This is a genomic window from Paraliomyxa miuraensis (genome assembly GCF_026337845.1).
Classification (GTDB): Bacteria; Myxococcota_A; Polyangia; order Nannocystales; family Nannocystaceae; genus Paraliomyxa; species Paraliomyxa miuraensis.
In genome coordinates this window covers 24570-51199 of the sequence record NZ_JAOVZF010000163.1, presented here as the reverse complement: position 1 = coordinate 51199, position 26630 = coordinate 24570, and the positions used below count along the sequence as shown (strand labels likewise).

The window sequence follows — 26630 nt, the reverse complement described above, 5'->3', positions numbered from 1 at the left end:
CGTTGGCGGTCGCTTCCTACGGTTGATTGCGAGCACTGGGCAGCCCCAGCACGGTCAGCGCATCGTCGTCGCCGGGGATCCGCCCCTCGATCAGCGTCCACACGTCGTCGTAGCCGGGCAGCTGCAGGCGCTCGTGCAGCAGGCGACCCCACTGGACGTTGTGGTGCCACTTGGTCTTCTGGCGCAGGCTTCCGCCACCATCGGTGGTCTGCAGCACCACCGAGAGCCGATCGAACGGCAGGCTCAGCACGTTGCGACGGTAGGCCGGGGTCACCTCGCCGCCCCACGCGGTGGGGGCATTGGAGGTGTAGTAGATGCGCACGGGTACGCGCAGCTCGCGGGCTGCGGCCCCCATGGCTTGCATGGAGCCGTCGAGCAGCAGGTCGCCCGCCTTGGGCGCGAGGCGGCCTTGCTCGTAGAGGGTTCGGATGTAGCGGTAGTTCTCGTCGTTGCGCAGCCACCCGAACTCCGGGTGCGTACGGGAGCGGGCGCGCTGGGCCTGGAAGTAGCCGTGCAGCTCGGAGCGCGTGGCGCGGTAGCCCCAGCGGATCGCGTTGAACTGCGGGTGCTCCCCGAGCGCCTCGTCGAGGATGGCCAGGGCCTCGTGCTGGCCGGCCTCCGAGAACAGCGCCACGAAGTCGTCGGCGGTGGGCGAGGCGAGGATGAAGGCGCGCAGGCGCAGGTGGTTGTGGACCACGCGGGGGTCGTAGTCCATCACCCACGCCCACTGCGCGCGCGCGGCCGCGATGTAGCTGTAGTTCTGGTCGCTGCCGATGCCCACGTAGGCCCCGCCGAGGTTGCGGATGTAGCCCGCGAACACGAAGCCGCGCGGCTCGTTGGTCTGCAGGTACGAGAATGGATCGCGACAAGTGGGCTCGGAGCGGCCGCCCTCTTGCTGCGACTCGTGCCAGCCCTCGCGTACCTTGGGGGGGCAGATCTTCTTGTCCTCGACGGGATCGTCGGGCACGCGGGCGAAGATCTCGAGCTCCTCGTCGGTGGGAGGCTCGGGCAGCGGGAGGTCGGGTCGTGGCTGCTCGAGCAGCTGGGGCGGGAAGCGGGTGAGGAACGGACGGTCGGTGGCGCAGCGCAGGCCGGCGGTCGGCTCGGGGCTCGCGGCGCGGGCGGCCTCCTGCTCGGTGGGCACGCGCTTGCCGGACCAGGCGCAGTAGGCCCTGGCGCGTGCGGGATCCATGGGCATCACCCGCGTGTCGGCGGGGCCGGTCGACGCCGATGCGGCGCGGGGAGGCGCGCCGCGTCGGCCACGGCAGCCGTAGGCCACGTAACACGCATCGTAGTCGGCGAACGTCACCTCGCGCTCGTCGATGTAGAAGGTCGGAACGGTGGGCTCACCGTCGGTGGTGCCCGGGATGCAGCGCATGCCCGTCGGAGGCTCGACGCAAGGAGCCTGGGCCGACGCGAGCACGATCGCAGTGGTCGGTGACGGGGCGGCCGCGGCGAGCGGCGCGAGCTCGCTCGCCGGGCGATCGTCGGGGAGGTCGATCTCGAACTCGGCCTCGCCATCGGTCGGGGGTGGGTGTAGCTGCGAGCCGCTGCGTGCCTGCGTGATCTCGGCGGATGCGGGCTGTGGATCCACGATCACCCGAATCGGCCGGCCTGCGCTGGCCAGCACCGCACGGACGTGGCTCACCGGAGCATCGGGAGCGAGCGTCACCACCAGCGGTCGGGCGGGCTCGTCGAGCTCGGCCAGCGCCGCGGCGAGCTCGGGCAGCACCCGCGTGGGCCGCAGCTCCTCGTCGAGGATGCCGGGGGCGCTCGCGGGCCGGGCCGTCGCCACGGCGACGTCACCCCGCTGGATCTCGTCGCCGACGATCCGCACGATCGTGACGGAGGCCTCGGGCTCGGGGGGCACGGCCGCGCCCGCCTTGGGGGCGGCCTCGGGCTCGGGGGCAGGGGGCAGCGTTGCGGCCTCGTGGCACGAAGGCAGCAGGCCCGCGAGCGCGAGGGCGGTGAGCAGCGAGGAGCGGAGCATCGCGATGGGCTGTTCTTACCGCGGGCGCCTCGCGGACATCAAATCCCGCTCGAGCCGACCCCACCCTGGCCTCACAGCGCGTCCTTGGAGATGCGATTGTTGCAGCGCTTCTCGTACGGCGCGCACTTGAAGCGAACGTGCATGTGATGGGTGTGCCCGGGCGCGTGCATCACGATGCCCTTGGCGCTGTGCTCGTTGCGCGGCCACTGGATCGCGTAGTCGAGCTCTTCGTCGCTCACCCCGAGGTACCTGGCCGCGTTGTAGATGTTGGGCTGGATCTCGTAGGTGATGAAGATGTCCTGCACGGACTTGGTGTCGAGCAGCGCCTTGATGAGACCCCAGGTGGCGAACCAGTCGACCTCTTCGGGGTTGGGGCGGCGGCCGAATTTCTCGTCGCCCTCCTCGGTGAGGTACTTGGCCTTGAACACGCCGCGCAGGGTGGGCAGCCAGATGTCGATGTCGCGCCCCGCCTGGTGGGAGCGGTGCGGCGGGTAGAAGTCGCCGCCGCGCTGCTTGGAGATGTCGGCCAGCACCAGCGTGCCGTCGAAGTCCATGTCCTGGCGGAACTGCGCCACCGCCTTTTGTACGTTGGCGATGAGGAAGCCCGAGCCCCACATGATGTAGGGGTAGCGCCGGATGTAGAGCGCATCGTTGTCCGGGAGCTGGATCCCGTTCTCGAGGTTGCCCTGGTTGGGCGAGCCCACCGACTGCGCGTTGGTCTCGGGCACGTAGCTCGGGATCGCGGTGCGAGGCTCCTTGGGCTTGTAGGGGCGCGGGTCGACCCAGATCACGACCTCCTGCCCCCGCTTGAGCCGCTCGACGTCGGGGTTGTAGGCCCGCAGCTTCTTGGCCGAGACGCCGAAGCGCTTGCTGAGCTTGGTCCACGAGGTGTCCTCGGGCTCGAGCTCGTACTTGATCTGCTGCTGCGGCAGCGGGCGCATCTTGGGGCGCTTGACCTCGACCTTGGTGCCGGGCGGGAGCAGCTTGACGTCGGGGTTGAGCAGGTTCCACTCGGCGATCTGCGCCACCGACACGCCGTAGCGCCGCGCGATGTCTTCGAGCGATTCCTCGGGGATCACCTCGTGGACGATCTTCTCCTCGATGGCGACGCGTGGGCCGTCGCCTCCGTCGTCGCCGCCGTCACCGTCGTCGTCTCCTGCGAGCCCATCGTCGCCATCGTCGTCGCCGAGCCCGTCGTCCTCGTCGGGAGGCTCGGGCTGGGCGCCCCCGTCGGCGGCATCGGTCTGCGCTTGGTCGGCGACATCGTCACCCTCGGGCCACAGCACGACGACCCCGGTCACCAGCCCCCCCAGCCCCAGCACGCCCGCCGCGACGAGCAGCCCGCGCTTGGCGGCGATGCGCTTGTTGGCCCCCGCGCTGGCCTCGATGAACTCGCGCAGGGTCGGCGTGATCGCATCCTGGCGCTCGGGAGGGGTCTGGGCCAGCCAGGCCTTGGCCTTGCGCAGCTCGACCGGACGCAGGGCGAGGTGATCGGCTCGCCCTCCTTGCTCCCACTGCTCGGCGTAGCGTGCGATGCGGTTGTGCTCGTCCCGCCAGCCCCGATCCTCGCGCTGGATGAGGATGCGCGGTGCCCCGGGATCGAGCGGCACCGGAGTCGCGGCTGCCATCAGCTGGGTGGGTGGATGGGCTCGCACGCCGCTGAACACCACCTGCAGCAGGTACTGCCCCACGTAGACCCGATCGTGCTCGGCCAGCGGCTGCGATTGCTGCATCTGGGTCAGCGGCGCGTTGTTGACGAACGTGCCGTTGGTCGAGCCGCGATCGGCCACGGTGGTCTGGCCGGCGTAGACCGTGAAGGCGCAGTGGTGCGACGACACGCCCGCGCCGTCGAGCACCAGGCCGTTGTCGGGTGCACGGCCAATCGTGAGCTCGTGACCCTTGAGGGGGACGACGCGGACGCTGCCGTCGGGAGCGGTGACGCGGAGACTCGGCATGGGAGCGGCGCCGCAGGTCGGGGCTTGGGCGGGCGGGGAGCGGCGCACTGCCCCGAGCCCGTCGGGCCATCACATCTTGTAGGTATTCTTCTCGGTCTGCAGCGCTTGCTTGGAGGGCACGAAGCGAGCGTTGTTCTGGACCGCCGAGGCCACGCACTTGCCGAGGGGCGAGCTGCGGCTGGGACCGGTGGCGTTGGCCGAGAGCACCTGGCCGTTGCTCTTGATCGCCGCCTCGACCGTGATGCTCTGTCCCGGGATCGCGCCGTGGGTCTGGCCGCAAGCCTTGGCGGCCTTGCCCGCGCGTGAAAAGCCCTTGGACAGGTCCTTGCCGCTGCGGACGTCGACCACCTTGGCCGTGTTGTTGGTCTTCGGGGTCTTGGGGGTCTTCGGAGTCTTCGGCTCGGGACTGGTCTGCACGGACGAGCCGTCGTCGGCCGCCGCACCGTCGTCGCCTCCGTCGGCCGCCGCACCGTCGTCGTCATCGAGCACCAGCACGCCGTCGTCGGCCCCTTCGCCTCCTACGCCCCCGTCGGCCTCGGCCTCCGGGATGGGATCGGGCGGGGTGGGGTCGGGCGCGGGATCGGGCGTCTTGGTCTCGGGCTTGGGGTCCTCGTTGGCCTTGGCCACGACGGGCGTGGAATCGCTGGAGGACGTGTCGGCCTGCTCGCTGCTGGTGAGCAGCCATGCCACGAGGCCACCGAGGCCGATGGCGGCCACGGCCCCTCCGGCGATCAGCGCGATGAAGCCCTTGCGAGACGGAGCCTCGCCGTAGTCGCCCGCATAGGTGGGATCGCCTCCGAGGGGGGGACGGGTCTCGGGGTTCGGAGGGTTCGTGCTCGAGCCGAGGCCGAGCGGCGGGTTGCGGGTGATCGCGGCCGCACCCGGACCCGCGGGCAGCACGTCCTGCCCCATGCCGTCCATCATCATGGTGCCGCCCGGCGCGTCCGAGCTCCACCCGATGGGCCCCTGCACGCCCGGCTGGTTCATGAAGTCCGGCGGGGCGCTGTCGCCATCGAGCAGCAAGGTGCCGCCCCGGCCCTCGGGGGGCTGGCTGGGCGGCCCGTGACTGGCCTGCGGACCCAGCCACTGCGTGTGTCCGGGAGCATCGAGGGCCGGAGCGCCCGAGGGCGGGTTGGTCGCCATGAGCGGGGTCGAGTACGACATCCCCATCATGGCGCCGCCCGAGCGCAGCGTGCCGTCGGGTCCGAGCGCGAGCAGGGCCTCCTCGAACTCGGCCATGCTCTGGTAGCGGTCCTCTCGCTTCTTGGACAGCGCCTTGACGACGATCGACTCCACCATGGGAGGGATGCCGGCGTCGGGCGCCATCGTGCTGGGAAGCGTGAGCGGCTCGGTGAGGTGCCGCGACAGCACCCGCATGAAGTTGTCGCCGTCGAACGGCACGACGCCCGTGAGCAGCTCGTACATGAGCACGGCCGCCGCGTAGATGTCGGTGCGCTGGTCGGCTGGCTCGCCGCACGCCTGCTCGGGCGCCATGTACTTGGCGGTACCGAACACCGCTCCGGTGCGCGTGAGGCCCTTGTCGTTCTCGGCGTCGGTGACCTTGGCGATGCCGAAGTCGAGCAGCTTGATGAACTCGCGACCGTCGGACTTGTTGATGACGAAGCAGTTGGCCGGCTTGAGATCGCGGTGGACGATGCCCTTGTCGTGCGCGGCATGGAGGGCGCGCACGATCTGGAGCATGAAGTTCTGCACGCGGAGCCAGGGCATGCGGCCATCGCGTTTGAGGGTGCCCGCGAGGTCGCGCCCCTCGAGGTACTCCATGGCGAAGAACACGGAGCCGCCGGGGACGTTGCCGAAGTCGACGATGTCCACGATGTTCTCGTGCTGGATCATCGAGGCCGCGCGCGCCTCTTGGAGGAAGCGGTCGACGTGGGTCTGATCGCGGCACAGCTCGGGGTGCAAGACCTTGAGCGCCACCTTCTTGCGCAAGGTGACGTGCTCGGCGAGGAAGACGCTGCCCATGCCGCCGTCGCCGATGACCTTCTGCACCTGGTAGCGATCGGCGAGGATCGTTCCCACGAGGTCTTGCGGCGAGGACCACATGCCCTCTGGTGCTCCGCCGTCTACGGTCATGTTGGGGTCTTCATCCTCGGGGAGCCGAGCATACCGCAGATGCCCGCGGGTGCGATCGGCCGGCAAGCAGCGTTCGTGGGGCTCGACCCGCGACCGACGGGGCCCGTGGGTCGGGGCGGGTGCGATTCCCGGCGCGGGCTCGCTCCAAGGGGATCTCGGTCACGGGGGTGGGAGCCGCCCTCACAGGTCGGAGGAGAATTCGAACGAGGTGCCAGCCAGCGCCGCGCCGATCGAGGCCTCGACGCCGAGCTTGCCGTCCTCGTCGGTGCGGACGGTGAGGGCCACCGCTCCGCGGGGGCTGCGGGGGAGGAAGTTGGTGGAAGCCTCCGTGATCCGAGCCGCAACCTCCTGATCGGTGGCGTGCGGCGGGAGCTCGTCGCGGATCGACTTGGCGAAGCGGGCGGCGCGGCCGGCGAGGATGCGGCCGGGGAGCTGCAGGTCGTGACGCCCGCCCGCGTGGACGGTGGGCGCCGCGGCCAGACGCAGGCGATCGCTGCCACGCTCGCTGCCCAGCACCAGCACGCCGCGCTCGGCCAGCGCGCGCTGCTGATCCACGGTTGCGAGCCGCTGGGTGGCGATGGTCTGCCCCTGTGCCGACCCGTCCAGGGCGTACGAGGCGGGGCTCACCAGCGCGCCGGCTCGCCCGAACACCTGACCAGGACCACCGGTCTGGTTGACGCTGGCCGACAGCATCGCGGCCAGGCCCCACACCGGGCTGCCGAACACGACGCGGTGCGTCTCGCCGACCTCCTCGTTGGCCAGCACCACCGCATTCGATGCGGCAAAGAGCCAGGTGGTGGCGGAGAGCTCGCGCAGCTGCGCCCACGTCTCGGGCACCGGTGGAAGCTCGTCGTCTCCGAGGCGCGCACCGGTGGCGGTGTCGGGCACCTCGACGATGATCGGGACCGAGCGTTCCTCGCCGAGCTCGGCCAGGGCGCGCAGGATCTCGGGGCTCGCGATCGACAGGGCCACGAACACGGCGTCGGGCCGGTCCATCGGGGGCAGATCGAGGCGATGGCGCAGGCGGGAGACGAGCTCGTTGCCGTCGCTGTCGAGCATGTCGAGCGCGAGGTCGTCGGCGCCCGGTGCTTCGGAGACCACCATGCGAAGGCCCCGCCAGCTCGACTCGAGGGTGGCGATGGCCGGGCTCGCCATCACGTCGAGCGCGGTCGCATCGACGGCACGGCGGATCAGCCGAGCGACCTGCTTGGCGAGGGCCTTGTCCTCGGACTTGGTCGCGGGCTTGGCGTCGCCCTTGCCGCCGCTGCGCATGGCTCCCACGAACGCATCGAGGCCCGACTTGGCGGCGGCGGCGACGTCGCCACCCCCGGAGGTCGGCGCGAGATCGGCCTTGCCGAAGATCGCATCGACGGTCGTGCCTTCTTGCTCGGGGGTCGGGCTCGAGGGCGGCGACGCAGCAACGGGTGGTGGGGACGCGACGGGGTCGGGTGCGGGCTCTCCGTCGATGACGCGCTTGGTGGCGTCGAGCAGTGCCCCCTTGCCCACCAGCGCCTCGAGCTTGCGCAGCACGGGCTCGGTCGCGCCGCTGCGCTCGACCCCGTCGGCGAGCTCGCAGAGCCGCGCGAGCACGTCGATGCGCTTGACGACCTCGGTCAGGCGGAAGTCGCGGGGACGACCGAGCGCGAGGGTGATGCGGCGGGTCTGGCCCGCGCCCAGTCCATCGGGGATCTCCACGGTGGCACGCGGGCCGAGCCTGGACATGAGCGATTGGAAGCGCTCGCCCGAGGCCGCCGTGAAGCGGCCGGTGGGGGGCACGCTGAACGGGGCCGCGACCAGCCAACGCAAGGGGCGAGCATGTCCGACGGCGTGTGGCATCTCGAGGGCGACCTTATCCACGCCTGCGAACGCCTGACAAGACGGTCGATCGAGGAGGTGGATGTGGGATGTAGCGGAACGGACGTGCCCTGCGAAATCGAGCGCGCACCTTCTCGCCTCGCCGAGCGCCTCGCCGATTCGCGCTTGGTGGACCGTCTGGCCTTGGTATCGTTGCAGCACGGTGACGTTCGGTACGTTCGGGTCGGTCCGCCGGTCGGGCTCATGCGCGGGGAGGCAGGGGCGTGGCGCTGCTCGATGAAGCGGCGCTCGAGCTCGCGGCGCTCGATCGGGCCCAGATCGCGCGAACCGAGGCGGTGCCGGCGATCGCTCCGCTGCCGCCGGTGCACACCGTCATCTGGCCCGCCGATCGATTCACGCCCGAGACCGTGTCGCAGCTGGGCGTCGAGGCCTGGACGGCGCTGGCTCGCTACGGTCCCGACCCCTACAGCTTCGGCGAGGCGCTGGGCATCTACGGTGATGGGCACGAGTCGCCGCGCTCGTCGGTGCGGGCGGGACAGATGCGTCGCTATCGCGAGGACCCCCAGGCGCTGCGCCGCGAGGATCTCGCGGCATGGTCGTTGCTCGAGGTGCACGCGCGGGTTCACAAGCGCCTGCAGTCGCGACCGGTCGAGGACGTTCGCGTGGACTTCGAGGGTGGCTATGGCACGCGCGAGGACGTCGAGGAGGATCGGCACGCGGTCTCGGCGGCCGAGGCGATCGCGGTGGCGGCCGAGCGCGGCACGTTGTCGCCGCGGGTGGGGCTGCGGCTCAAGCCGCTGTCCCGGCACGCGACCGGTCGCGCGGTGCGAACCCTCGAGCTGTTCTTCGACACGCTGGCGGGCGCGATCAAGTCGACCATTGCCGTGGGCGATCGCCATGCTTGGCCGTCGTGGGGGGGCGCGCCAGGCGAGCTGGTGCTCACGCTGCCGCGGGTGTCGCTGCCCGAGCAGGTGTCCACCGCCGCGCGCCTGCTCGAGCTGCTCGAGACGCGGCACCGCTGGCCCCGCGGGCGCATTCGCATGGAGCTGGTGGTGGAGACCACGCCCGCGCTGTTCGACGAGGCGGGCCGCTGCGCGCTGCCCCGGCTGGTGCGGGCGGCCGGGGGGCGCTGCGTGGCGGTGCACCTGGGGAGCGAGGACCTGGCACAGGCGTGCGGTCTGGCCCCCGAGGTCGCCGATGGGCAGCACCCGCTCAGCGATCTCGCCCGGGGCCTGCTGCGGCTGGCGCTCGGCGGCACGCAGGTGACCCTCAGCGACGACACCACCGGCCCCTTGCCGGAGGGGCCGCATCCCGAGGACCCCTCGCTGTCGGCCAAGCAGCGCGCCGACAACCTCGCGGCGGTGCACCGTGCGTGGCGGCTGGGCCACGCCCAGATCCTCCATGCGCTGCGCTCCGGGCTGTATCAGGGCTGGGATCGCCATGGCAGTCAGCTCCCGGTACGATATGCGGCCAATCACCGCTTCTTCCTCGAGCGCTTCGACGACGCGGCGGCGAAGCTGCGCGAGCTGCTGACCCGCGCGACGTCGGCCCCCGTGCCCGATCGCCACGGGGACGATGCGCGACGAGGCCAGCGCTTGCTGGACTTCGTGCGCCGGGCCCATCGCTGCGGCGCCGTGGGGCGGACCGCGCTGGAGAAGGTGGGTCTCGAGCCCCACGAGCTCGACCAGCCGCGCTTCGTGGCCCTGGTGGCCGAGCGCCGTGAAGCCGCCCTCGAGGGCTCGGATCCGGAGCTGACGTAATCGTTTCTCTGACCAGCGCGTGGGCCACGAGACTCGTTGGGTGTGGCCTGCGAGTGGTCTATCCTAAACGTTGCGTAGCGGAACGTATGGGGTTGGATACGGCACACACGACCTTCGGAGCCCTCGGGCTCGCGCTCGGGCTCGCAGGGATCCTCGCGGTGGGGTGCACTCGGCTCAATGCGTCGCACTGCGGCAACCAGTCGGGCGATCTCACCTGCGAGCAGCGCGGCGGGAGCACGCCCTTTTGTGACAAGTGCGAGGCCGCCAACGATGGTTGTGTGGCCGAGCCGGTGACCGAGCTCGGCTGTGGCTTCGGGATGGGCAGCGGCTCGGGAGGGGCCAGCTCGGATGACTCGGGCGTGGGTGGCTCGGGCTCGGGCTCGGGTGGCTCGGGCTTGCAGACCACCGATGCCGTCGACTCGTCCGGCGATGGCGGTCCCGCGTGTGGCAACGGGATGATCGACGAGGGGGAGGAGTGCGACGGCGACACGCTGCCGGAGGACGCCACGTGTGCTTCGCAGGGCCATGGCGATGGCTTGCCCGTGTGCGCGCTCGACTGTGCCTCCATCGTCTATGCCGTGTGTCCTGGCTACTCCGACTGCGGCGACGGAGCGATCGCGCCGGGCGAGGAGTGCGATCTCGACAACCTCGGCAACGAGACCTGCGATCACTACCCCAACCTCACCGGTGACGGGCTCGCTTGCACCGAGCAGTGCACCTTCAACACCAGTGCATGCATGAGCTGCCAGGAGAACCAGCAGTCTTGCGATGCGGGAGAGTCGTGCTGTGATCCGCAGGCCGAGTGCAAGTCCACCCTGTTCATGGGCAAGCGCTGCTGCATTCCAGGGGCGCTGGGGGCCTGCTCATGATCGACGAGTACCTCGTGCCCGGCACGCTCATCGCCGATCGCTACCGGATCGGCACGATGCTGGGTGAGGGCAGCATGGGAGCGGTCTACCAGGGCGAGCACGTGCGGGTGGGGCGGGCCGTGGCAGTCAAGGTGCTGTCGCGGCGCTGGGGGGGGCAGCCCGAGGTGGCCCGCCGCTTTCGCGACGAGGCGCGGGCCGCCAGCGCGGCCGGCCACCCCAACATCATCGATGTGTTCGACGCGGGTGAGCTGCCCGACGGCCGCCCCTATCTGGTGATGGAGCACCTCTCGGGGCGCGAGCTCTACGACGTGATCATCGAACGAGGGTGCCTCGAAGTGGAGCGCGCGTGCCGAATCCTGTGCGACGTGGCGAGAGCCCTCGAGGCCGCCCATGCCGCGGGCATCATCCACCGCGATCTCAAGACCGAGAACGTGATGCTGGTGCGGCGCGGTGGCCAGGAGATCGTCAAGGTGCTCGACTTCGGGATCGCGGCCAACACGATGGGCGCGCGCGCCACCATGGCCGGTCAGGTGATGGGCACACCGGCCACCATGGCCCCCGAGCAGACTCAGGGCGCGCAGGCGACCACGGCGTTCGACGTGTATGCGCTCGGTGTGATGCTCCACGAGGCGATCGCCGGGATCACCCCGTTTGGCGGCCGCGATGGTCTCGACCTCATGGCCGTCAAGGTCAACGAGCCCGCGCCGTCCATCGCGACCGTGGTGGACGACCTGCCGGCGGACCTCGTGGCGTTGATCGACGCCTGCTTGGCACGCGAGCCCGAGGGTCGGCCTTCGGTGAGCGAGGTCGCGGAGCGACTCGACGCGATCGGCCGGCGGCGCCCCGCCGCCGGGCCCGGCATGGTCGCGCTGGACATGGCCACGACCTCGTCGAGATCCCCGCGGTGGATCGTTCCCGTGGCGGTGACGGCGGTGGTGCTGCTGGCCGGGGTGGGGGCGTGGGCATTGTTCGGCGCGGGGCACGAGGTCACGCCCGTGGCGGAGGCAAGGCCGGTCGACGCGGCACCGGTCGACGTCACGCCGACCCGGACGAAACCACCGGACGAGCCGCCGCCAGTGGTGGTGAGCCCGCCGCCGGAGGAACGGACCCGGCAGCCGCGGCCGACGAGCGATGGTGCTCCCACGCCCGATCCGTCTCCCAAGCTCGCGCCCGCGCCGGCCGAGCCCGCGCCATCCGAGCCCGCGCCGGCCGAGGAGGCGACCCCCTCCGACGACGCGTCCGCGTCCCACCGCAGTCTGTGCTGGCGCACGCGCAAGCAGGCGCAGCAGGCTCGCGAGGCGCATGATTGGTCGGGCGTGCTCCGCCACACGCGCGAGGGCTCGTGCTGGAGCGAGCAGCGAGCCGAGCGCGGGCGGCTGCGCACCAAGGCGTTCATGGAGCTCGGCCGCTGGAGCGACTGCATCGGGGCCAGCCGTGGGCTCGGCGACGAGCAGGTCGAGACGTGGCGGCGGGTCTGCGAGCGTCGACAGGAGCAGCCATGAGGATCGTGACGACGAGCATCGTGTCCGCCGTGCTGGCGCTCGGTCCGAGCCACCTCGTGGCGGCGGCCGAGCCGGCCTATGCACTGGCTCCCATCTCGGCTCCGGCCACGCGCCACGCCTCGGTCGACATCGACACCAGCGACATCGGCGAGGAAGGGCCGGTGGTCAAGCGCCGCATTCGGGAGCGGACCGACGTGGTCCTGCGCGCCGCTTCCGTGGTTCCCGCTCGCCCCGAGGCCGACGATCCGATGATCCACGTCGACGTCGATGCGCTGCAGGGCAACGAGCCCGGCTACCGCTTCGAGCTGTGGGTCTCGCGGGGAGGCGAGCCGGTGGGCGAGCGGCAGGCGATCGAGTGCCCCCTGTGCACCGAGAGCGAGGTCGTCGAGCGCGTCGAGGCGACCGTGGCCAGCGTGCTCGAGCAGCTCGATTCCTACGAGGTGGTGGCGAGCCCCGAGCCCGAGTCCGACCCCCAGCCCAAACCCGAGTCCGATCCCGATCCCGATCCTCCCGCGTCATCGGATCCACCCGCCAACGACCCGCCACGCGCCAAGCTCTCGGGCCTCGGCAAGGGCGGCGTGGCGATGTTGGTGGTGGGCGCGGCTGGGCTGGGGACCGGGGCGGTGCTCGTGGCCCTGCCGCCCAAGGTCGAGCCCGAGGATCCGCTCTACGAGACCACGACCCACCCGCCGGGCTTCGTGGCCCTGGGCGTGGGGGCGGCCGCGGTGATCTCGGGCGTGGTCATGCTGGTGGTCGATCGCAAGCGCGCCCGGAGGAGCGCCCGCACGAGCACGGCCACGCTGGTGCCGAGCCTGCGGCCGGGTGGGGCGGGGTTGGTGCTGCGCGGGGCGTTCTGAGCGTTTGGCCTATCGCGCGTAGCGGGCCTCGTACACCACGTCGGCCGGCAGCCGCGGCGAGAACGTGCGGGCGGTGATGACCAGCTGCCCCTGCTCGTCGATGCGATGGGTTCGCTCGCCGCCGCCCTGATCGGTCACCACCTTCGACACCAGCGCGTCGGCCTCGATGCGCAGCGAGGCCTGGGCGTCGTCGCCGTCGGACGTCGTGGTGGGTCGCTCGCGGCCGTCCGCCGAGCACACGAACGGCTCGGGTACTTCACTGCGGGTGATGGTCACGATGCCCCGGTCCTCGGCGATCGACAGGACCGCGTCGATGCGCACGGTCTCCTCGAGGCGCGAGCGGGCCACGCCGCGGATGAGCGAGCTCATCGACTCGGTCGCCTGCTCGACCGCCTTCAGCGCGGCGTCCTGCTCCTGCGCGCCGCCCACGTGCTTCCACGACCCGACCAGGCGCTCCATCGTGGCGCGCTGCGTCTGGTCGAGCTGCACCGGCTCGTGCTCGACGGGGGAGGCCTCGGACTTGCCGCACGCGGTCCCCAGCAGGAGTGCGGCCAGCCCCAGGCGGGCCCACGACGAGACACGAACCAAGCTGCTCATGCCACGGAGGATATCAGTCTCCACGCTCGGCACACGCACCCGTCGGCTACTCCACCCGCTCCATCACCGCGCCCGCACCCAGGCCTCCCGCGGCGCAGATCCCCAGCAGTGCGGTCTGCTTGTTCCCGTCGGAGAGCTCGTTGGCCACCGTGGTCACCATGCGCGCGCCCGTGGCTCCGAACGGGTGCCCGATGGCCACCGAGCCGCCGTAGAGGTTCAGCTTGGCCGGGTCCACGTCGCCGACGGCCTCGTCGCGGCCGAGCCGGGCGCGGGCGAAGGCGCGGCTGCCCAGCATCTTGAGCACCGACAGCACCTGGGCCGCGAACGCCTCGTGCATGTCGACCACGTCGATGTCGCCCAGGGTCATGCCCGCGCGGTCGAGCGCCTTGGGCATCGCGAGCGCCGGTCCCATCAACAGCTGATCGGCGGGGTCGACCCCCACGTAGCTGAAGCTGCGGAACGCCGCGCGCGGCCGGTAGCCCAGGGCGCGCGCCTTGTCCTCGCTCATCAAGAGCACCGCTGCCGCCCCGTCGGTCAGCGGGCTCGAGTTGCCGGCGGTCAGCGTGCCCTTCTTGGCGAACACCGGGCGCAGCTTGGCCAGCGCCTCCACGCTGGTGTCGGCCCGCACGAGCGTGTCGGCGGTCACCGTGCGCCCATCGGGTGTCTCCACCGCCGTCACCTCCTTGCGCAGCCGGCCCGAGGCAATGCCCGCGGCGGCGCGGTGGTGCGAGCGCACCGCGAACTCGTCCTGCTCCTCTCGGCTCACCTCGTTGCGGCGCGCCATCTCCTCGGCCGCCTCGCCCATCACCTGCCCGGTGGTGCGCTCGGCGATCTTGGGCATCTTGGGCAGCACCTCGGTGATCGGCATCAGCTGCGAGAGCACGCCCAGCACGTCCATGGGGGTGGCCTTGCCGAAGGCCAGCGGGGCCAGGGCGTGCACCACCTTCTGCGGGAGCTTGAGCTCCGCGTTGCTCGTGGAGTCCGAGCCGCCCGCGATCATCACGTCGGCATCGCCGCGCTCGATCGCCGACACGGCCGAGGTGATCGCCTGCAGGCCCGATGCACAGGCGCGCGTCACCGTGTGGCCCTCGACCCGCGCGGGCAGCCGCAGGTCGAGCGCGATCTCGCGAGCCACGTTGGGGGCGAGCCCGGGCAGGATCACGCCGCCCCACACGATGCCGTCGAGCTCGTCGCGGGGCAGCTCGGTGCGTCGCAGCAGGGCCGCCACCGCGGCATCGCCCAGCGCGATCGCATCCATCTTGAGCAGCTCGGAGAATGCCTTCACGAACGGGGTTCGCACCCCCTCGATCACCACTGCGCGTCGCTTGCTGTCGCTCATCGTCTCGCTCCTGCTCCCTGGCCAGCTCTGCTCAGGCGCCTACCAGCGCTCCACCGCACACCCGAAGCACGCGGCCGGTGATCCCGGCCGCGCCCGGCGTGGCCAAGAACGTGATCGCCTCGCCCACGTCCTGGGGCAGGCCGCCCTGCCCCAGGCTCGAGAGCCGGCGGGCCGCCTCGCGGATCATCACGGGGATCGCCGCCGTCAGCCGCGTCTCGATGAAGCCGGGGGCGATCGCGTTGACCGTGATGCCCCGGTCCGCCAGCTCGCTCGCCAGCTTGGTGGTGTAGCCGATGATGCCGGCCTTGGACGCGGCGTAGTTGGTCTGGCCCATGTTGCCCGCGATGCCGGCGATCGACGAAAGCAGCACGATGCGGCCCCCATCGCGCATGGGCCCCGCGCCGCCCTGGCCGAGCAAGGCCTCGGTGATGCGAACCACCCCCGCGAGGTTGACGTCGATCGTCTGATCCCACAGCTCGGGCTTCATGCGCGCCAGGGTCTTGTCGCGGGTGATGCCGGCGTTGTGGACCACCACGTCGACCCCGCCGTGACGCTGCCGCAGATCGTCCGCGATGCGCTGCGGCGCGCTCGGATCGCTGACGTCGGCCAGCAGCACGCTGCCGCCGATCTTGCGCGCCACCTGGCTGCACAGCGCGTCGTCCTGGGGGCGGTCGAGGCAGACCACGTGGGCGCCCTCGGCCGCGAGCAGCTCACAGGTCGCCGCTCCGATCCCGCGCGCGGCTCCGGTGACCAGCGCCACCTTGCCCTGCAGCGACTGCACCATGGGGATCGAGCCGGGCGCCATCGCGCCGGGCCAGGCCGCGCGCGCGTCCACGTGCACGGGCTGTCCCGAGATGAACGCCGAGCGCGGCGAGAGCAGGAACCGCAGCACCGGCTCCACGCGCGCCTCGGCTCCCTCGGCCACCGTGAGCAGCTGGGCGGTGGAGCCCCGCTTGCCGACCTCCTTGGCCAGGCTGCGCACGAAGCCCTCGAGCGCGGCCGCCGTCGCTGCGGCGCGTGGGGTGCCGGCCGCGGAGGCCGGGCGTCCCACCACCACCACGCGACCACAGTTGGCGAGGCGATGCCCCAGCGGGTGGAAGAAGTCGTGGAGCGCGCGGAGCTGCACCGGGTCGGCGAGCCCGGTCGCGTCGAACACCATGCCCTGGCCGCGGAAGCCATCGGGCAGCTCGGAGAGGTCGATGAAGCGGGCGGGTCGGCCGTAGGCCTCGCCGGGCTCCGCGAACGGCTCCCGCAGCGAGGGCTCGCCCACCAGGTGCACGTCGGCGCCGGCCTTGGCCAGCGTCAGCGCGATCGTCGGGGCCATCGCGCCGCCCGTGGCCGCGCCGTAGACGATGGCATGGTCGTGCAGCGGGCGCTCGGGGTAGGGGCCCTTGGCGCGGCGCAGCGCCTGCGGCATGGGCACGGGCAGGCCCGCCGTCTTGATCAGCTTGCGGGCGGTGGGGTTGCGCGAGAGCTCGAGGAGGAAGTCGCTCATGGTGGAACCTCAGTCCTTGGGGAGGGGATTGGTCTCGAAGGTGCCCACGAGGTAGGCCGGGCCGCCCGGTGCATCGCCGACCCACAACGAGGTGTCCTTGGCGTACAGGCCCACCTTGGCCGGCAGCGTCAGCGGCTTGGTGAACTTGACGTCGAAGACCCGGAGGGCGCGCACCGAGCCCGCGAACAGGGTGCGCTGCAGGCCCTCCATTGCACGCGCCATGGTCGAGAACCCGTGCAGGATGGTGTTGCGGAAGCCAAAGGCTCGCGCGTAGGGGGCGATCCAGTGCACGGGGTTGAAGTCGCCGGTCAGCTTGGCGAAGTCGAGGCCAGCGTCGGCCGACAGCCGCCAGCGCTGCAGCTCCTCGGCGTCACCGGGCACGCGGGCCGGCTCGCGCCTGGCCGCGGCGGCTTCGCCCTTCTTGCCCTTGCCGCGGCCCAGCGGCACCACCGCGTAGAGGTGTCCCACCACCGCGTTGGGTACCGCCCCCGTGCCCGTGACCACGCGCTGGTGGATCACGGCGCGGCGACCGTCGTCGTCGATCCCCTCGAGGCGCGCACGGGCGTGAAGCGCCTCCCCTGCGGGCAGCGGGCCGTTGATCTCCAGCCGGCACCCGCCGTTCAGCACCTTGAACAGCGGATAGGGCAGACCCTGGAGGGTGCGCGACGCCAGCGGAAAGCCCCACTGCGGGAAGAAGTGCGCCGGCACCTGGCCGCGGTAGGCGGCGGGATCGCCTCCCACGTGGCGAACGTAGGCCCGCAGCAGCTCCGACGGCCGCGGTACGATGGTGGCGGTGATCTCGGGCCCGGGCACCTGCGGCGTGGTGCCGTGGGGCGCCCGGCCCAGTCGCTCGTCGAGCTGCTGCCGGATGGCCGACGCGGCGACCGAGGCCAGGGTGGCGATGACGGGACCTTGCTGGAGGACGTGCTTGCTCGAGACGGCCATGGTGGTGGTACCCCCGAATCGACTCGTGTGGATGGACGGGCGGTCGTCGGGCGGCGGCCGTCGTCACTGGTCGTCGTTACTGGTCGTCGTCACTGGGCCGCGCGAGCCGAGTCGTCGCGCTCGCGCGTCCGCAGGGCGAGGCGCTCGAGCAGCCCTTGCCCGGTGTTGACGATGAGATCGTACTGGTGGCGGGCGCGAGGCTCGGCTCGCTCGAGGTAGCGCTCGAGCACCTCGATGCGCTCGGGATGTGCGTGCGCCTGCTCGAGCAGCACCTCGCAGATCGCCACGTCGGCCAGGAGCTGGGTGAGGTGCTCGGCGTGCAGCATGGCGTAGGAGAAGTCGCGCTTGGGATCCCAGTCCTTGAGGAACGCCTGCGGCCACTCGGTGAGCGGACGGTCCTGGACCGCACGCAGCTTGTCGGTCGCGGTGCGGCGCATGAGGTGCTGCTGCGCGTCGAGGCCGAGCACCTGGAGCTTGGCCACCCTGCGCTCGTGCGCGTCGCGGGCCGACAGCGCGCGCCAGCGGGCCTGGGCCAGGCGCTTGACGAACTCCTGGGGCGCCTTGATGATGCCGCCGAGCGTGTCCTTCATGGCCATCAGCGCCTGGATCTGGCTCGTGCCCTCGTAGATCGGCATCACCATCGCGTCGCGCAGCAGCTTCTCGGCCCCGTACTCGGTGGTGTAGCCGTTGCCGCCGTGGATCTGGACCGAGCGGCGCGCCATCTCCACCGCCTTCTCGGCCGCGAGGTACTTGATGAGCGGGGTCACCCGCCGCGAGGCCGACTTGTGGCGCCGCTGCAGACGCTCGAATTCCCGCCGACGCTCGGGCTCGATCTGGATCGCGATGTCGAGCTTGGCCGCCATCTCCTCGTGGAACCCCCCGTACATCGCCAGCGCGCGCAGCCCCTGGATCTCGGTGCGCATCTGGTCGAGGTAGTCGGCGATCATCTCGTGCTGGTCGATGGTCTTGCCCATCGACGGGCGCTCGGCCGCGTAGTCGCGCGCGAGCCGGTAGGCCGCCTCGCACAGGCCGATCGACTCGAACCCCACGCCCAGGCGCGCGTTGTTCATCAGCTGCAGCATGTACTTGAAGCCCTCGCCGCGCTTGCCCAGCAGGTGCGCGGGCGCCCGGTCGAAGGTGAGCGCGGCGGTGCACGAGCCGTGGTGACCGAGCTTCTCCTCGGCGCGATCGAGGGTCACGATGCGGGTGCGGTTGCCGTGCTCGTCCTCGGTGTAGGCCGGCACCAGGAACATCGACAGGCCATCGAGGCCCGCCATGGGATCGGAGCCGTCGCCCGGCTTCTCGGTCCTCGCGATCACGAAGTGATACTTGCCGTGGCCCGAGGTGATGAAGATCTTCTGCCCGGTGACGAACCAGTTGCCGTCGGCGTCCTGCTCGCCCACCGTGCGCAGGCGGGCCATGTCCGAGCCCGCGTCGGGCTCGGTGATGTCCATGCAGCCCCATGCCCGGCCGGAGAGGATCTCCTCGATCTCCTCGGCGAAGCGGGTCTCGACGATGCGATGGTTCTCGAAGGTGGTGCTGCCCTCGCGGATCGAGAAGATCAGCATCGCCAGCGCCATGCCCCCGTGGAAGCCGTGGTGGGCCATCACCGAGACGTCGGCGCGGGCCATCAGCTCGCACACCACGAAGTAGAGCAGCAGCGGGCAGTTCATGCCGTCGAGCTCGCGCGGCACGTTGAGCCGGTGCAGGTCGAGCTCGCGGATCCGTTCGAACAGCTCGTCGAGCTCGGGGGCTCCCACCGCCTCCCCATCGACCACCACGACGCCCGCCGTCTCGATCGCCTTGGCCCGCGGAGCGACCTCCTCGGCCGCGAACTTGCCCACCATGGTCGCGATGTCGCGGTAGAGCTCCACGGCTTCGCCGACGCTCTTGGGGCCGTCCTCGTCCCGCAGGCCTCGCTCGGTGATCTCGACCAGCGGGCCCCAGTCGATGCCCTTGTCGAGGTAGAACAGCAGGTCGTCGTTGTCTTCGAGGTAGTTGGCCATGGGTGAGTGGCGGGGGCGGGTGACGGGAGTGAGTGGCGGGGGTGGGTGAGAGGTGACAGGACGCGTGCCTACTCCGAGGCCTCACGATCCTCGCCCCCCTTGGGGGGCAGCTCGGCGGTGGCTTGCTCGATGGCGGTGGCGGGGGGCTCGGTACGCATGAACAGCCCCGCGCGAGCCACTCGCAGCAGCTCGACCACGTAGCGCGTCGTCAGCTCGCCGCGATCGGTGCTCGGGCTCGCGGGCATCAGCGCGATGATGCTGTCCTGCAGCGCCACGCCGCACACCATCAAGGTGATCATGTGGACGACGTAGGCCTCGGGATCGATGTCGGGGTGGACCCGCCCCTGCTGCTGACCCTTGCGGATGTAGTCGCAGATGATCTTGGTCCACGGCTGCACGTGGGTCTCGATGAGCGGCTCCATCTCCTCGGGTCGATCGAGCAGCTCGCGCAGCAGCAGGCGGGCGCGGTCGGGGTCGGTTCGGAAGAACTCGATGGTCTCGGTCGCGACCGCCTCGAACTGCTCGTGTCCCGACGTGGCGGCCTTGAGCAAGCGTGGCACCACCTCGTTCCAGTGCCCCAGCATGTTCTCGAGCACGCCGCGCCGCAGGTCGTCCTTGGAGTTGAAGTGGTAGAGCAGCGACGGCTTGCGAATGCCCACCGCCTTGGCGATGTCGCGCAGCGAGGCCCCCACGAAGCCCCGCGCGGCAAACAGCCGGGTGGCGTGGGCGAGGATCTGCTGCGTGATGTCGGCCCCTTTGGAACGCTCGGCGGGCATGGTGGCAAGGAGACCACGGCTGGACTACCAACCGTTCGGTTGTTCTCTACCACTCGGTAGACAGGCCGTCAACGCCGAGATTCGTGCGAACTACGCGCAATCCGGGGCACGTGGCCAAGTGGCCCCTATAATGGCGGCGTATGAGCCTCGTGACCGATGCCCTGCACCTGGCGTACCGCGGTCAGCAACGCTCGCTGCATGGGGCGGCGGCGGCGGTCCAGCGCCTCACCCGACGCGTCGCCCTGGGCGACGACCGCATGCCCTCCCGAGCCCAGCAGCGCGACCTTCGGCGGAGCTTCGAACGCTTGCTCGAGCGCGATCAAGCCAACGTCGAGGCCGGGGTCTATCCCCGCTCGCTGCTGTTCCAGATCCCGTACATCACCTACGCACGGGCGCTGCCGCGTCTGGTCCGAGACTTGCCCAACGTCGTCCGCCGCATGAGGCGAGCCGACTACAAGGACCTGCCTCGAGACGTCGACCTCGAGCGGTATCCGCCCTACTACCGCCGCACGTTCCACTGGCAGAGCGACGGCTACCTCAGCCGCCGTTCGGCCGAGCTGTACGACGTGGGGGTGGAGTTCCTGTTCGGCGGCACGGCCGATGTGATGCGCCGGCAGATCATCCCTCCGCTGGTGGCCCATGCCCGCACCTGCCCGCGACCCCTGCGAGTGCTGGAGGTCGCGTGCGGCACCGGTCGCGCGGGCGAGCAGCTCCTGCGGGCGCTGCCCGATGCCGACTACACGGGCGTGGATCTCAGCCCCTACTACCTCGACGTTGCACGCGAGCGGCTGGGCCGTCGTGGTCGAGTCGCGCTCGTCCCCGCCAACGCCGAGGCGCTGCCGCTGCCGGACGCGAGCTTCGACGCCGTGTGCAGCGTGTACCTGTTCCACGAGCTGCCGCGAAACGCTCGGCGCCGGGTCTTCGCCGAGATGTACCGCGTGCTTCGTCCCGGCGGGTGCCTGGTCATCGAGGACTCGATCCAGTCCAATGACACCGGGGGGCTCGACACGTTCATGGCGCGCTTCTCCGCCGAGATGCACGAGCCGTTCTACCGCGAGTACCTCGGCGACGAGCTCGGCTGCGCCCTGGCCGAGGCGGGCTTCGAGGTGGACGGAAACGAGCGCATGTTCCTCTCCAAGGTGGTCAGCGCTCGTCGCCCCGCATCGCCGACCGGGGCGGAGTGAGGGCGCTGCCGATCCCGTAACGTCGCGCACATGAGCACGCTACGGTATCATTTCGGCGGAGCGTAGTGCTTTCCATGACCTGGCAGCTTCGAGCTACCGCGGGCCCCCTCGAAGGCGCCGTCTACGTGCTGAGGAACCGAGCCATCCTCGGACGCGCGGGGGATTGCGACATCCAGATCATCAACGACGGTGTTTCCCGCAAGCACGCCAAGATCGTCGATGAGTCCGGCCGGCACGTGCTGGTCGATCTGCGCAGCAACAACGGCACCTTCGTCGGCGACGCTCGGGTCGAGCGCCACGTGCTGCGGCCGGGCGACGAGTTCCGCATCATGCGGAGCCGCTTCGTGTACGAGGTCATCCCCGAGGGCGAGGAGGAGACGCACTCGGACGTATGGGCGGTGAAGGTCACCAACGGCCGCACGTTGCGCCGAACCCTCGACTTCGAGCGGACTCCTCCGCAGTCCAAGACGCGCGAGACTCCGCCCGATCCCGATGTCTCGCCGTCGGCCTCGGCGGCTCGTCCCGTCGCGCGAATCTTCGAACGAAGCCGGCTCACCGCCCTTCGCCACGATGGATCGCCGTATCGCGGCGACCTGGTCGGAGACATCCTCATCTATCGCGATCTCCAGCTGCGGATGACCCGGCGGGACGTGCTGTCTCCCGTCGAGCAAGGCTTGCTGCGACGGTTCACCGAGGTGTTTCGGCAGACCCCGGACGACCCCAGCCCCTACGCCGGGCTGCGCCGCTTCATGCGGTTTCGCTGCCGATTTCCCGCGCGCGTGCGCTGGCTCGAGGGCTCCAACGAGGACTCGGCGACCGTGGTCGTGCTGGACTTCGGCGTGGGCGGAGCCAAGCTCAACTGGCGCGATCACCCCATGGAAGAGGGCGTGGTCGCGTGGCTGGTCATCGACGTGGCCCAGGGGGCGCGCTCGCGGACGTTGGTGTTTCCCACCCGTGTCGCCTGGGTGACGGGGACCGAATTGGGCCTTCAGTTCGCCGGCGTCGCGGAGTGGGAGGGCCTGCCCGCCTGAGGTTCTGCAGCGTCGTCGGCCGAGCCAGGCGAAATCGATTTCGCGCGTCGACGAACGAATTGCGGGCGTGCGGCCGGGCGCCCGAGACGAGCGTCTTGGGCGGGGGCTGATAGACTCTTGCTCCCCCTCGGCGTCCATGCCACACGTGCTGCGCGCAATCTCCGGCTCCCAGGTGGGGGCTCTCTACGTGCTCGGCGAGCGCACGCTGGTCGGCCGTGCAAGCGATTGCGACATTCAGATCCTCCACGAGGGGGTGTCGCGGCACCACGCTCGGATCTCGTGCGAGGCCGACGGCAGCGTGGTGCTGGTCGATCTCTCGAGCGACAACGGTACGTTCGTCGAGAGCGAGCGAGTGGAGCGTCACGTGCTCGAGGAGGGCGAGGTGATTCGCTTCATGCGAGCCCGCTTCGTGTTCGAGAACCGCGACGACGACGTGGTGACCTCCGAGGTGTTCCAGCGCAAGGTCACCTCGGGTGACTCACTGCGTCAAACCGTACCGCACAAGCGGGAGCTCGCGGCGATCCGGGCTCGCATCACCCAGGGGCTCGACGGCATGGTGGGCGAGAACCTACGGGCTCACTCCCGACCGCAGGCCGCGGCACCAGCCCCCTCGGGCGCGCGGCCCGGTGCCGCCTCGGCGGCCGTGCCTCCGGAGCGTTCGACGGGAGTCGAGACGCGCTCGCGCACCAAGGAGTATCCGGCGCTCTCGGCCGAGGACGCGATCGACCCCGCGTCGATTCGTCGGCCGACCCCGACCACGCCGCCTCGCGGCGACGAGCCGAGCGCGACCGGGCAGGAGCGCTGGCCGCAGCATCCGAGGCATCCCAGCCCTACCAGCCATTCCAGTCATCCCAGTCGGGAGGAGGCCTCGGTCATTCGCGACCGCCGGCCACGTGGCACGGGAGGGCGTGGCATCGATGCGAGTTCCACGCAAGGCCTCGTGGGCACGTACGCCGAGGGGCGAGGACGCCGGGATCGGATCACGGCAATGCCCACGTCATGGCTGCAAGCCACGGGTACGGCCAGCCCGACCCGATCCGAGCGAAGCCACGGCATGGCCCCCGACGGCCCTTCGGGACGCATGGCCCCCGCCGCGCCGGCAGGAGTGGAGCTCGGTGCCGCCGACGCGGTGCAACCTCCTGCCGCGCTGGGAGGAGGATGGGTTCGCGTCCCTCGGCCGCTGATCACTCCGGGCGGCATGCGCCCGGGGGCCACCGCCGCGGGACTGCCGAGAGTCGAGCCATCGCACGCCCCGATGCTGTCCCCGATGCTGACCCCGACGTCGGCTGGCCCGGGGAGCATCCCTCCGCGCAAGGGCATCACCGCGGAGTACGGTGCGATCGTCGATGGACCCCGACTCGCGTCATGCCCGGCGCCAGACCAGGGAGCCGAGGTCGACGCGATGACGACGGTGCCCAGCGTGCGTCGCGTCGACCGATCCGGCGGCTCGGGCACGCCGACCGAGGAGGTGCCCGCGGTCCACGACCCGGCCCCCGCTCCGGTCGCCGCCGACGACGACGACGAGCTCGACGCACGCACGCGGCCGCGGATCACCCGAGCCAAGCGATGGACCCGGCACGCCCCGACGGCCATCGCCTACGAGGACACGCTTCGAATCCAACGGGATGCGGCCCCCGAGGAGGGCGATGGCCCCGCCCCCGAGGAGGGCGATGCTCCCGTGCGCGCCCGCTCGAGCCCATCGGAGAGCATCGCGGTGCCCGGGGAGCCGGTGCCCGGTGGCGATCGCGAGCACCGACGCCGCGAAGGGCTCGAGCGGCTGGCCGAGATCGTGGAGTATCGCGAGCTGCGAGCGCGTGCGCTGCTGGGGCGAGCGCTCGGGCCGACCGCCACCGAGCGCTGTGCCGAGCTCGAGCGCCAGCTGGAGCAGCGCCCCCCCGGAGGCGACGAGCGGGCGGCCATGCGTCGCTACCATCGCTTCGTCTGCGCCGTCCCGGCGCTGCTCGTGCCGCCCGAGGGCATGGTGGCCGGGCCCGCCGCGGTCAAGATCGAAGACCTGAGCGCGGGAGGTGCCAGGATCACCCATGGCGATTGCTCGCTGGTGGCCGGTGACGTCGTGTCGCTCTCGGTCGAGCTCCCCGAGGCCAACGCCGTCGCGCTTCCCGAGTCCTCGGCGCGCGCCATCGTGCTCGACGCCCGCGTCGTGTGGTCGCAGCCGCACGAAGCCGCACTGGGTCTGGTGTTCGTTGGCGCGCCTCGCTATCGCGCACCGTCGTCGGGCTGAGCGCGCACCGCAGAACTCGTCGAGGATCGCTTGGAGAGCGCCTTGCGGATCTCCTTTCGTCGCGCCTTCAACAGGCGCTCGCGGGTCTCGTCGGCGCGCTGCGTGGCGCGCTCGAGCTCGGCGTCGACGCTCGTGCGGGCTTCGTCCTCGAGCTCGGAGAGCGAGATCATTCCCTCCACGTAGCCGGCCAGGCCCCCCTTCACGTAGTGACCGCCCTCGATCATCAAGCCCGTGTCGGTCTTGCGCACCACGCCGGCCGTCATGCCCAGCGCGTCGGCCACGGTCCACGCCTGCATCTGCTGCTCCTCGCTGCGCTGGCGTCGGAGCTGGCGCTTCTTCTGCAGGGCGCGGTCGAGCTGGGCTTGCAGGCGCACCGTGGCCTTGCCGCGAGGGATCGAGAACAGGTCGTCCTCGGGAAATTCTTCGCGCAGCTCGTCGTCGACGTCGGGCACGAAGTCGAACGCGTCGAAGCCCGCGAGGAACGCAAACACGGTCGCCAGCGGCAGGCGGTGGTGCATGGCCAGGCGTGCCGCGCCCGGGCCCTCCGTCAGCCGTTGCCAGGCCTCGGGGTCGACGAGCTGGCTCCCCGCCGGCCCGGCCTGACCGTCACGGAGGCGGCGCAGGGTCGGCAGGTCGTTGCTCGCCACGAGCTGCTTGGCGACCACGCCCACCCACAGCGTTCCCGGTGCCTCCGGAAGCGTGATGACGAAGCCGCCGATCTCCTCGGCGGCCTCGATCCGAACCGAGGATGGCATGCCCTTGTCGTGGTCGCGTTGCTTGGCCACGACTTCCTGCAGCAGCGCCTTGGCCTTGGCCTCGTCCTCGACTCCCACCGCCACGATGCCGCCCAGGGTGCTGGCGAAGTCCTTGGTGCGCGCCTTTGCGGGCAGGGGGCGGGAGGTGAGGGCAAAGGTCGCGCGGCCGTCGAGCAGGGGCCGTAGCTGGCGGTCGAAGTCCAGGCCCAGCCCCTTGCGAGCCTCCTCGTTGACCTCGGCATACGAGGCTCCGGCCGCCAGGGCGGCCTGGGCGAACAGGTCGATCGCCACCCCCACGTCGAGCTCGCCCGACATCACCAGCTGCGGCGCGTCGGTCAGCGCGGCCAGGGCGGCGGGAGGCCGAGGCGAGTCCACGAGCAGGTCGCGAAACGCCGCGTCGGGGCCCAGGGCCAGGTGGATGCGGCCTCGTAGGCCGCGATCGTCCGCGTCCACCGCCAAGCCGATGCCCTCGATCGCGCCCAGGGTTCGCGACAGCAACAGCTCGGCGATCTGCTGCTCGCGCTGCCGTCTCGCCATGAACGCCTGCTGCTGCTGCAGGCTCTGCTGGATGCTCTCGAGCTCCTCGGTCGAGGCCCCGCGCTGACGGGCCTCGGCCAGCATGCGACCCTGGTCGGCCAGGGCCTCCTGCTCGATGCGGCGCGAGTGTTCGAACGCATCGGCCACGAGCCCCGCGACGTCGAGCAGGCCCTGCAGATCGGCCTCGTGGGGCAGGCCGGTGTGCGCGCGCTGCATGGCGTGGGCGTGGGCCAGCGACTGCGCCGGGTCGATGCGGGCGATCTCCCTGGCGTAGTCCGGCATGCCCTGGCGATGGCGATCGACGAGCACCAGCGCGGCCATGCGGTGTCGCAGCACCAGCGTGACGTCCTCGGTCAGCCGCTGCAGCGTGGCCTCGCCCGCCGCCTGCGGGCTCTCCAGCTTCAGGCCCCGCGCTGCGAACAGGCCTCCGATTCCGTCGAGCATCCGCTGGGGGTCGGGGGCGCCGCCGAACAGGACCACCGCCTCGTCCTGGAAGCTCAGCACGGCAAGGCCCATGGGGGCGGTTGGGTCCAACCCCAGGGCCGCCAGCTCGTTGGGGTCGAGTAGGTCGTGGCCGATGTCCCGCTCCATCTCGGACACGAGGCGCTCGTAGTGCGAGGGAAAGCGGCCCATGATCTGGTCGCGTCCCCACACCTGGGCCAGCCGCTGCGGGCTGCGGGCCATCAGCATCACCCGGGCGCGGGCGGGGACGAGCTCGAGGGGGTGGGTCGGATCGGCGGCCGGGGTGGGCTCGCGCGGTTGGGCCGCGGGAGGCTCGGGAGCCTCGGCGTCGGATGGCGTGCTGGGCCCGGGGCCGGGACGTTGGCACGTGGCCAGGACCAACGGCAGCAGGAGCCAGCGAACGGATGGCATGGGCATCC

Annotated in this window: 18 protein-coding genes; 7 read left to right on the top strand and 11 right to left on the bottom strand. The window is 71.1% G+C overall.

Features of this window, described 5'->3' with window-relative positions:
• Positions 1-16: 16 nt before the first annotated feature.
• The 4 genes from OEB96_RS40435 to OEB96_RS40420 form a co-directional block, all read right to left on the bottom strand.
• Entirely contained in the window at positions 17-1990 is a 1974-nt protein-coding gene (locus OEB96_RS40435; RefSeq protein ID WP_266222275.1) for an LIC_10091 family protein, read from the bottom strand.
• 71 nt (positions 1991-2061) lie between these two features.
• Positions 2062-3945, bottom strand: coding sequence for a penicillin-insensitive murein endopeptidase (locus OEB96_RS40430; RefSeq protein ID WP_266222274.1), 1884 nt, complete (start codon positions 3943-3945; stop codon positions 2062-2064).
• 69 nt (positions 3946-4014) lie between these two features.
• On the bottom strand, positions 4015-6039 hold the full coding sequence (locus OEB96_RS40425; protein ID WP_266222273.1) for a serine/threonine protein kinase: 2025 nt from the start codon (positions 6037-6039) through the stop codon (positions 4015-4017).
• Between the two features lie 180 nt (positions 6040-6219).
• Positions 6220-7845, bottom strand: coding sequence for a type VI secretion system contractile sheath large subunit (locus OEB96_RS40420; RefSeq protein WP_266222272.1), 1626 nt, complete (start codon positions 7843-7845; stop codon positions 6220-6222).
• A gap of 272 nt (positions 7846-8117) precedes the next feature.
• On the opposite strand from OEB96_RS40420, the gene OEB96_RS40415 reads away from it, so the two are divergent.
• The 4 genes from OEB96_RS40415 (at position 8118) to OEB96_RS40400 (ending at position 12842) form a co-directional block, all read left to right on the top strand.
• Positions 8118-9614 carry a DUF6986 family protein gene (locus OEB96_RS40415; protein WP_266222271.1) on the top strand — a complete coding sequence of 499 codons (1497 nt, stop codon included), beginning with the start codon at positions 8118-8120 and terminating at the stop codon, positions 9612-9614.
• Positions 9615-9706: 92 nt separating this feature from the next.
• Positions 9707-10483: a hypothetical protein gene (locus tag OEB96_RS40410; RefSeq protein ID WP_266222270.1), complete on the top strand. Its 777-nt coding sequence runs from the start codon at positions 9707-9709 to the stop codon at positions 10481-10483.
• Positions 10480-11985 (top strand): serine/threonine-protein kinase, encoded by a 1506-nt coding sequence (locus OEB96_RS40405; RefSeq protein ID WP_266222269.1) that lies wholly within the window; start codon positions 10480-10482, stop codon positions 11983-11985. The genes OEB96_RS40410 and OEB96_RS40405 overlap by 4 nt, the downstream gene beginning before the upstream one ends.
• The gene (locus OEB96_RS40400; RefSeq protein WP_266222268.1) at positions 11982-12842 is read left to right on the top strand and encodes a hypothetical protein; all 861 of its coding nucleotides are present in this window, start codon (positions 11982-11984) and stop codon (positions 12840-12842) included. Before OEB96_RS40405 ends, OEB96_RS40400 begins: the two co-directional genes overlap by 4 nt.
• Before the next feature lie 9 nt (positions 12843-12851).
• Here OEB96_RS40400 and OEB96_RS40395 read toward each other — a convergent pair whose 3' ends face one another.
• The 6 genes from OEB96_RS40395 to OEB96_RS40370 form a co-directional block, all read right to left on the bottom strand.
• Entirely contained in the window at positions 12852-13439 is a 588-nt protein-coding gene (locus tag OEB96_RS40395; protein ID WP_266222267.1) for a hypothetical protein, read from the bottom strand.
• Between the two features lie 46 nt (positions 13440-13485).
• Complete coding sequence (locus OEB96_RS40390) at positions 13486-14778, bottom strand: acetyl-CoA C-acyltransferase (RefSeq protein WP_266222266.1); 1293 nt, start codon at positions 14776-14778, stop codon at positions 13486-13488.
• Between the two features lie 31 nt (positions 14779-14809).
• Positions 14810-16273 (bottom strand): 3-oxoacyl-ACP reductase, encoded by a 1464-nt coding sequence (locus OEB96_RS40385; RefSeq protein ID WP_266222265.1) that lies wholly within the window; start codon positions 16271-16273, stop codon positions 14810-14812.
• Between the two features lie 9 nt (positions 16274-16282).
• Positions 16283-17218 (bottom strand): MaoC family dehydratase, encoded by a 936-nt coding sequence (locus tag OEB96_RS40380; protein ID WP_266222264.1) that lies wholly within the window; start codon positions 17216-17218, stop codon positions 16283-16285.
• A gap of 89 nt (positions 17219-17307) precedes the next feature.
• The gene (locus OEB96_RS40375; protein WP_266222263.1) at positions 17308-19224 is read right to left on the bottom strand and encodes an acyl-CoA dehydrogenase family protein; all 1917 of its coding nucleotides are present in this window, start codon (positions 19222-19224) and stop codon (positions 17308-17310) included.
• A 68-nt stretch (positions 19225-19292) separates the two neighbouring features.
• Positions 19293-20000, bottom strand: a complete 708-nt coding sequence (locus tag OEB96_RS40370; protein WP_266222262.1) for a TetR/AcrR family transcriptional regulator — start codon at positions 19998-20000, stop codon at positions 19293-19295.
• Positions 20001-20140: 140 nt separating this feature from the next.
• Here OEB96_RS40370 and OEB96_RS40365 point away from each other — a divergent pair, with 140 nt between their 5' ends.
• From OEB96_RS40365 to OEB96_RS40355, 3 genes are all read left to right on the top strand, one after another.
• A complete protein-coding gene (locus OEB96_RS40365) occupies positions 20141-21184 on the top strand; it encodes a class I SAM-dependent methyltransferase (protein WP_266222261.1) in 1044 nt (347 codons plus the stop codon).
• Between the two features lie 74 nt (positions 21185-21258).
• Positions 21259-22215, top strand: a complete 957-nt coding sequence (locus OEB96_RS40360) for an FHA domain-containing protein (RefSeq protein ID WP_266222260.1) — start codon at positions 21259-21261, stop codon at positions 22213-22215.
• Positions 22216-22351: 136 nt separating this feature from the next.
• Positions 22352-24457, top strand: a complete 2106-nt coding sequence (locus OEB96_RS40355) for an FHA domain-containing protein (RefSeq protein WP_266222259.1) — start codon at positions 22352-22354, stop codon at positions 24455-24457.
• On the opposite strand, the gene OEB96_RS40350 is transcribed toward OEB96_RS40355, so the two are convergent.
• A complete protein-coding gene (locus OEB96_RS40350; protein ID WP_266222258.1) occupies positions 24433-26622 on the bottom strand; it encodes a hypothetical protein in 2190 nt (729 codons plus the stop codon). The genes OEB96_RS40355 and OEB96_RS40350 overlap by 25 nt on opposite strands.
• Positions 26623-26630: the final 8 nt, after the last annotated feature.

Bases quoted from the DNA above. Each gene is read 5' to 3' on its own strand.
- OEB96_RS40435 (WP_266222275.1), bottom strand. From the start codon at position 1,990: ATGCTCCGCTCCTCGCTGCTCACCGCCCTCGCGCTCGCGGGCCTGCTG.
- OEB96_RS40430 (WP_266222274.1), bottom strand. From the start codon at position 3,945: ATGCCGAGTCTCCGCGTCACCGCTCCCGACGGCAGCGTCCGCGTCGTC.
- OEB96_RS40425 (WP_266222273.1), bottom strand. From the start codon at position 6,039: ATGACCGTAGACGGCGGAGCACCAGAGGGCATGTGGTCCTCGCCGCAA.
- OEB96_RS40405 (WP_266222269.1), top strand. From the start codon at position 10,480: ATGATCGACGAGTACCTCGTGCCCGGCACGCTCATCGCCGATCGCTAC.
- OEB96_RS40400 (WP_266222268.1), top strand. From the start codon at position 11,982: ATGAGGATCGTGACGACGAGCATCGTGTCCGCCGTGCTGGCGCTCGGT.
- OEB96_RS40395 (WP_266222267.1), bottom strand. From the start codon at position 13,439: ATGAGCAGCTTGGTTCGTGTCTCGTCGTGGGCCCGCCTGGGGCTGGCC.
- OEB96_RS40390 (WP_266222266.1), bottom strand. From the start codon at position 14,778: ATGAGCGACAGCAAGCGACGCGCAGTGGTGATCGAGGGGGTGCGAACC.
- OEB96_RS40385 (WP_266222265.1), bottom strand. From the start codon at position 16,273: ATGAGCGACTTCCTCCTCGAGCTCTCGCGCAACCCCACCGCCCGCAAG.
- OEB96_RS40380 (WP_266222264.1), bottom strand. From the start codon at position 17,218: ATGGCCGTCTCGAGCAAGCACGTCCTCCAGCAAGGTCCCGTCATCGCC.
- OEB96_RS40375 (WP_266222263.1), bottom strand. From the start codon at position 19,224: ATGGCCAACTACCTCGAAGACAACGACGACCTGCTGTTCTACCTCGAC.
- OEB96_RS40370 (WP_266222262.1), bottom strand. From the start codon at position 20,000: ATGCCCGCCGAGCGTTCCAAAGGGGCCGACATCACGCAGCAGATCCTC.
- OEB96_RS40365 (WP_266222261.1), top strand. From the start codon at position 20,141: ATGAGCCTCGTGACCGATGCCCTGCACCTGGCGTACCGCGGTCAGCAA.
- OEB96_RS40360 (WP_266222260.1), top strand. From the start codon at position 21,259: ATGACCTGGCAGCTTCGAGCTACCGCGGGCCCCCTCGAAGGCGCCGTC.
- OEB96_RS40355 (WP_266222259.1), top strand. From the start codon at position 22,352: ATGCCACACGTGCTGCGCGCAATCTCCGGCTCCCAGGTGGGGGCTCTC.
- OEB96_RS40350 (WP_266222258.1), bottom strand. From the start codon at position 26,622: ATGCCATCCGTTCGCTGGCTCCTGCTGCCGTTGGTCCTGGCCACGTGC.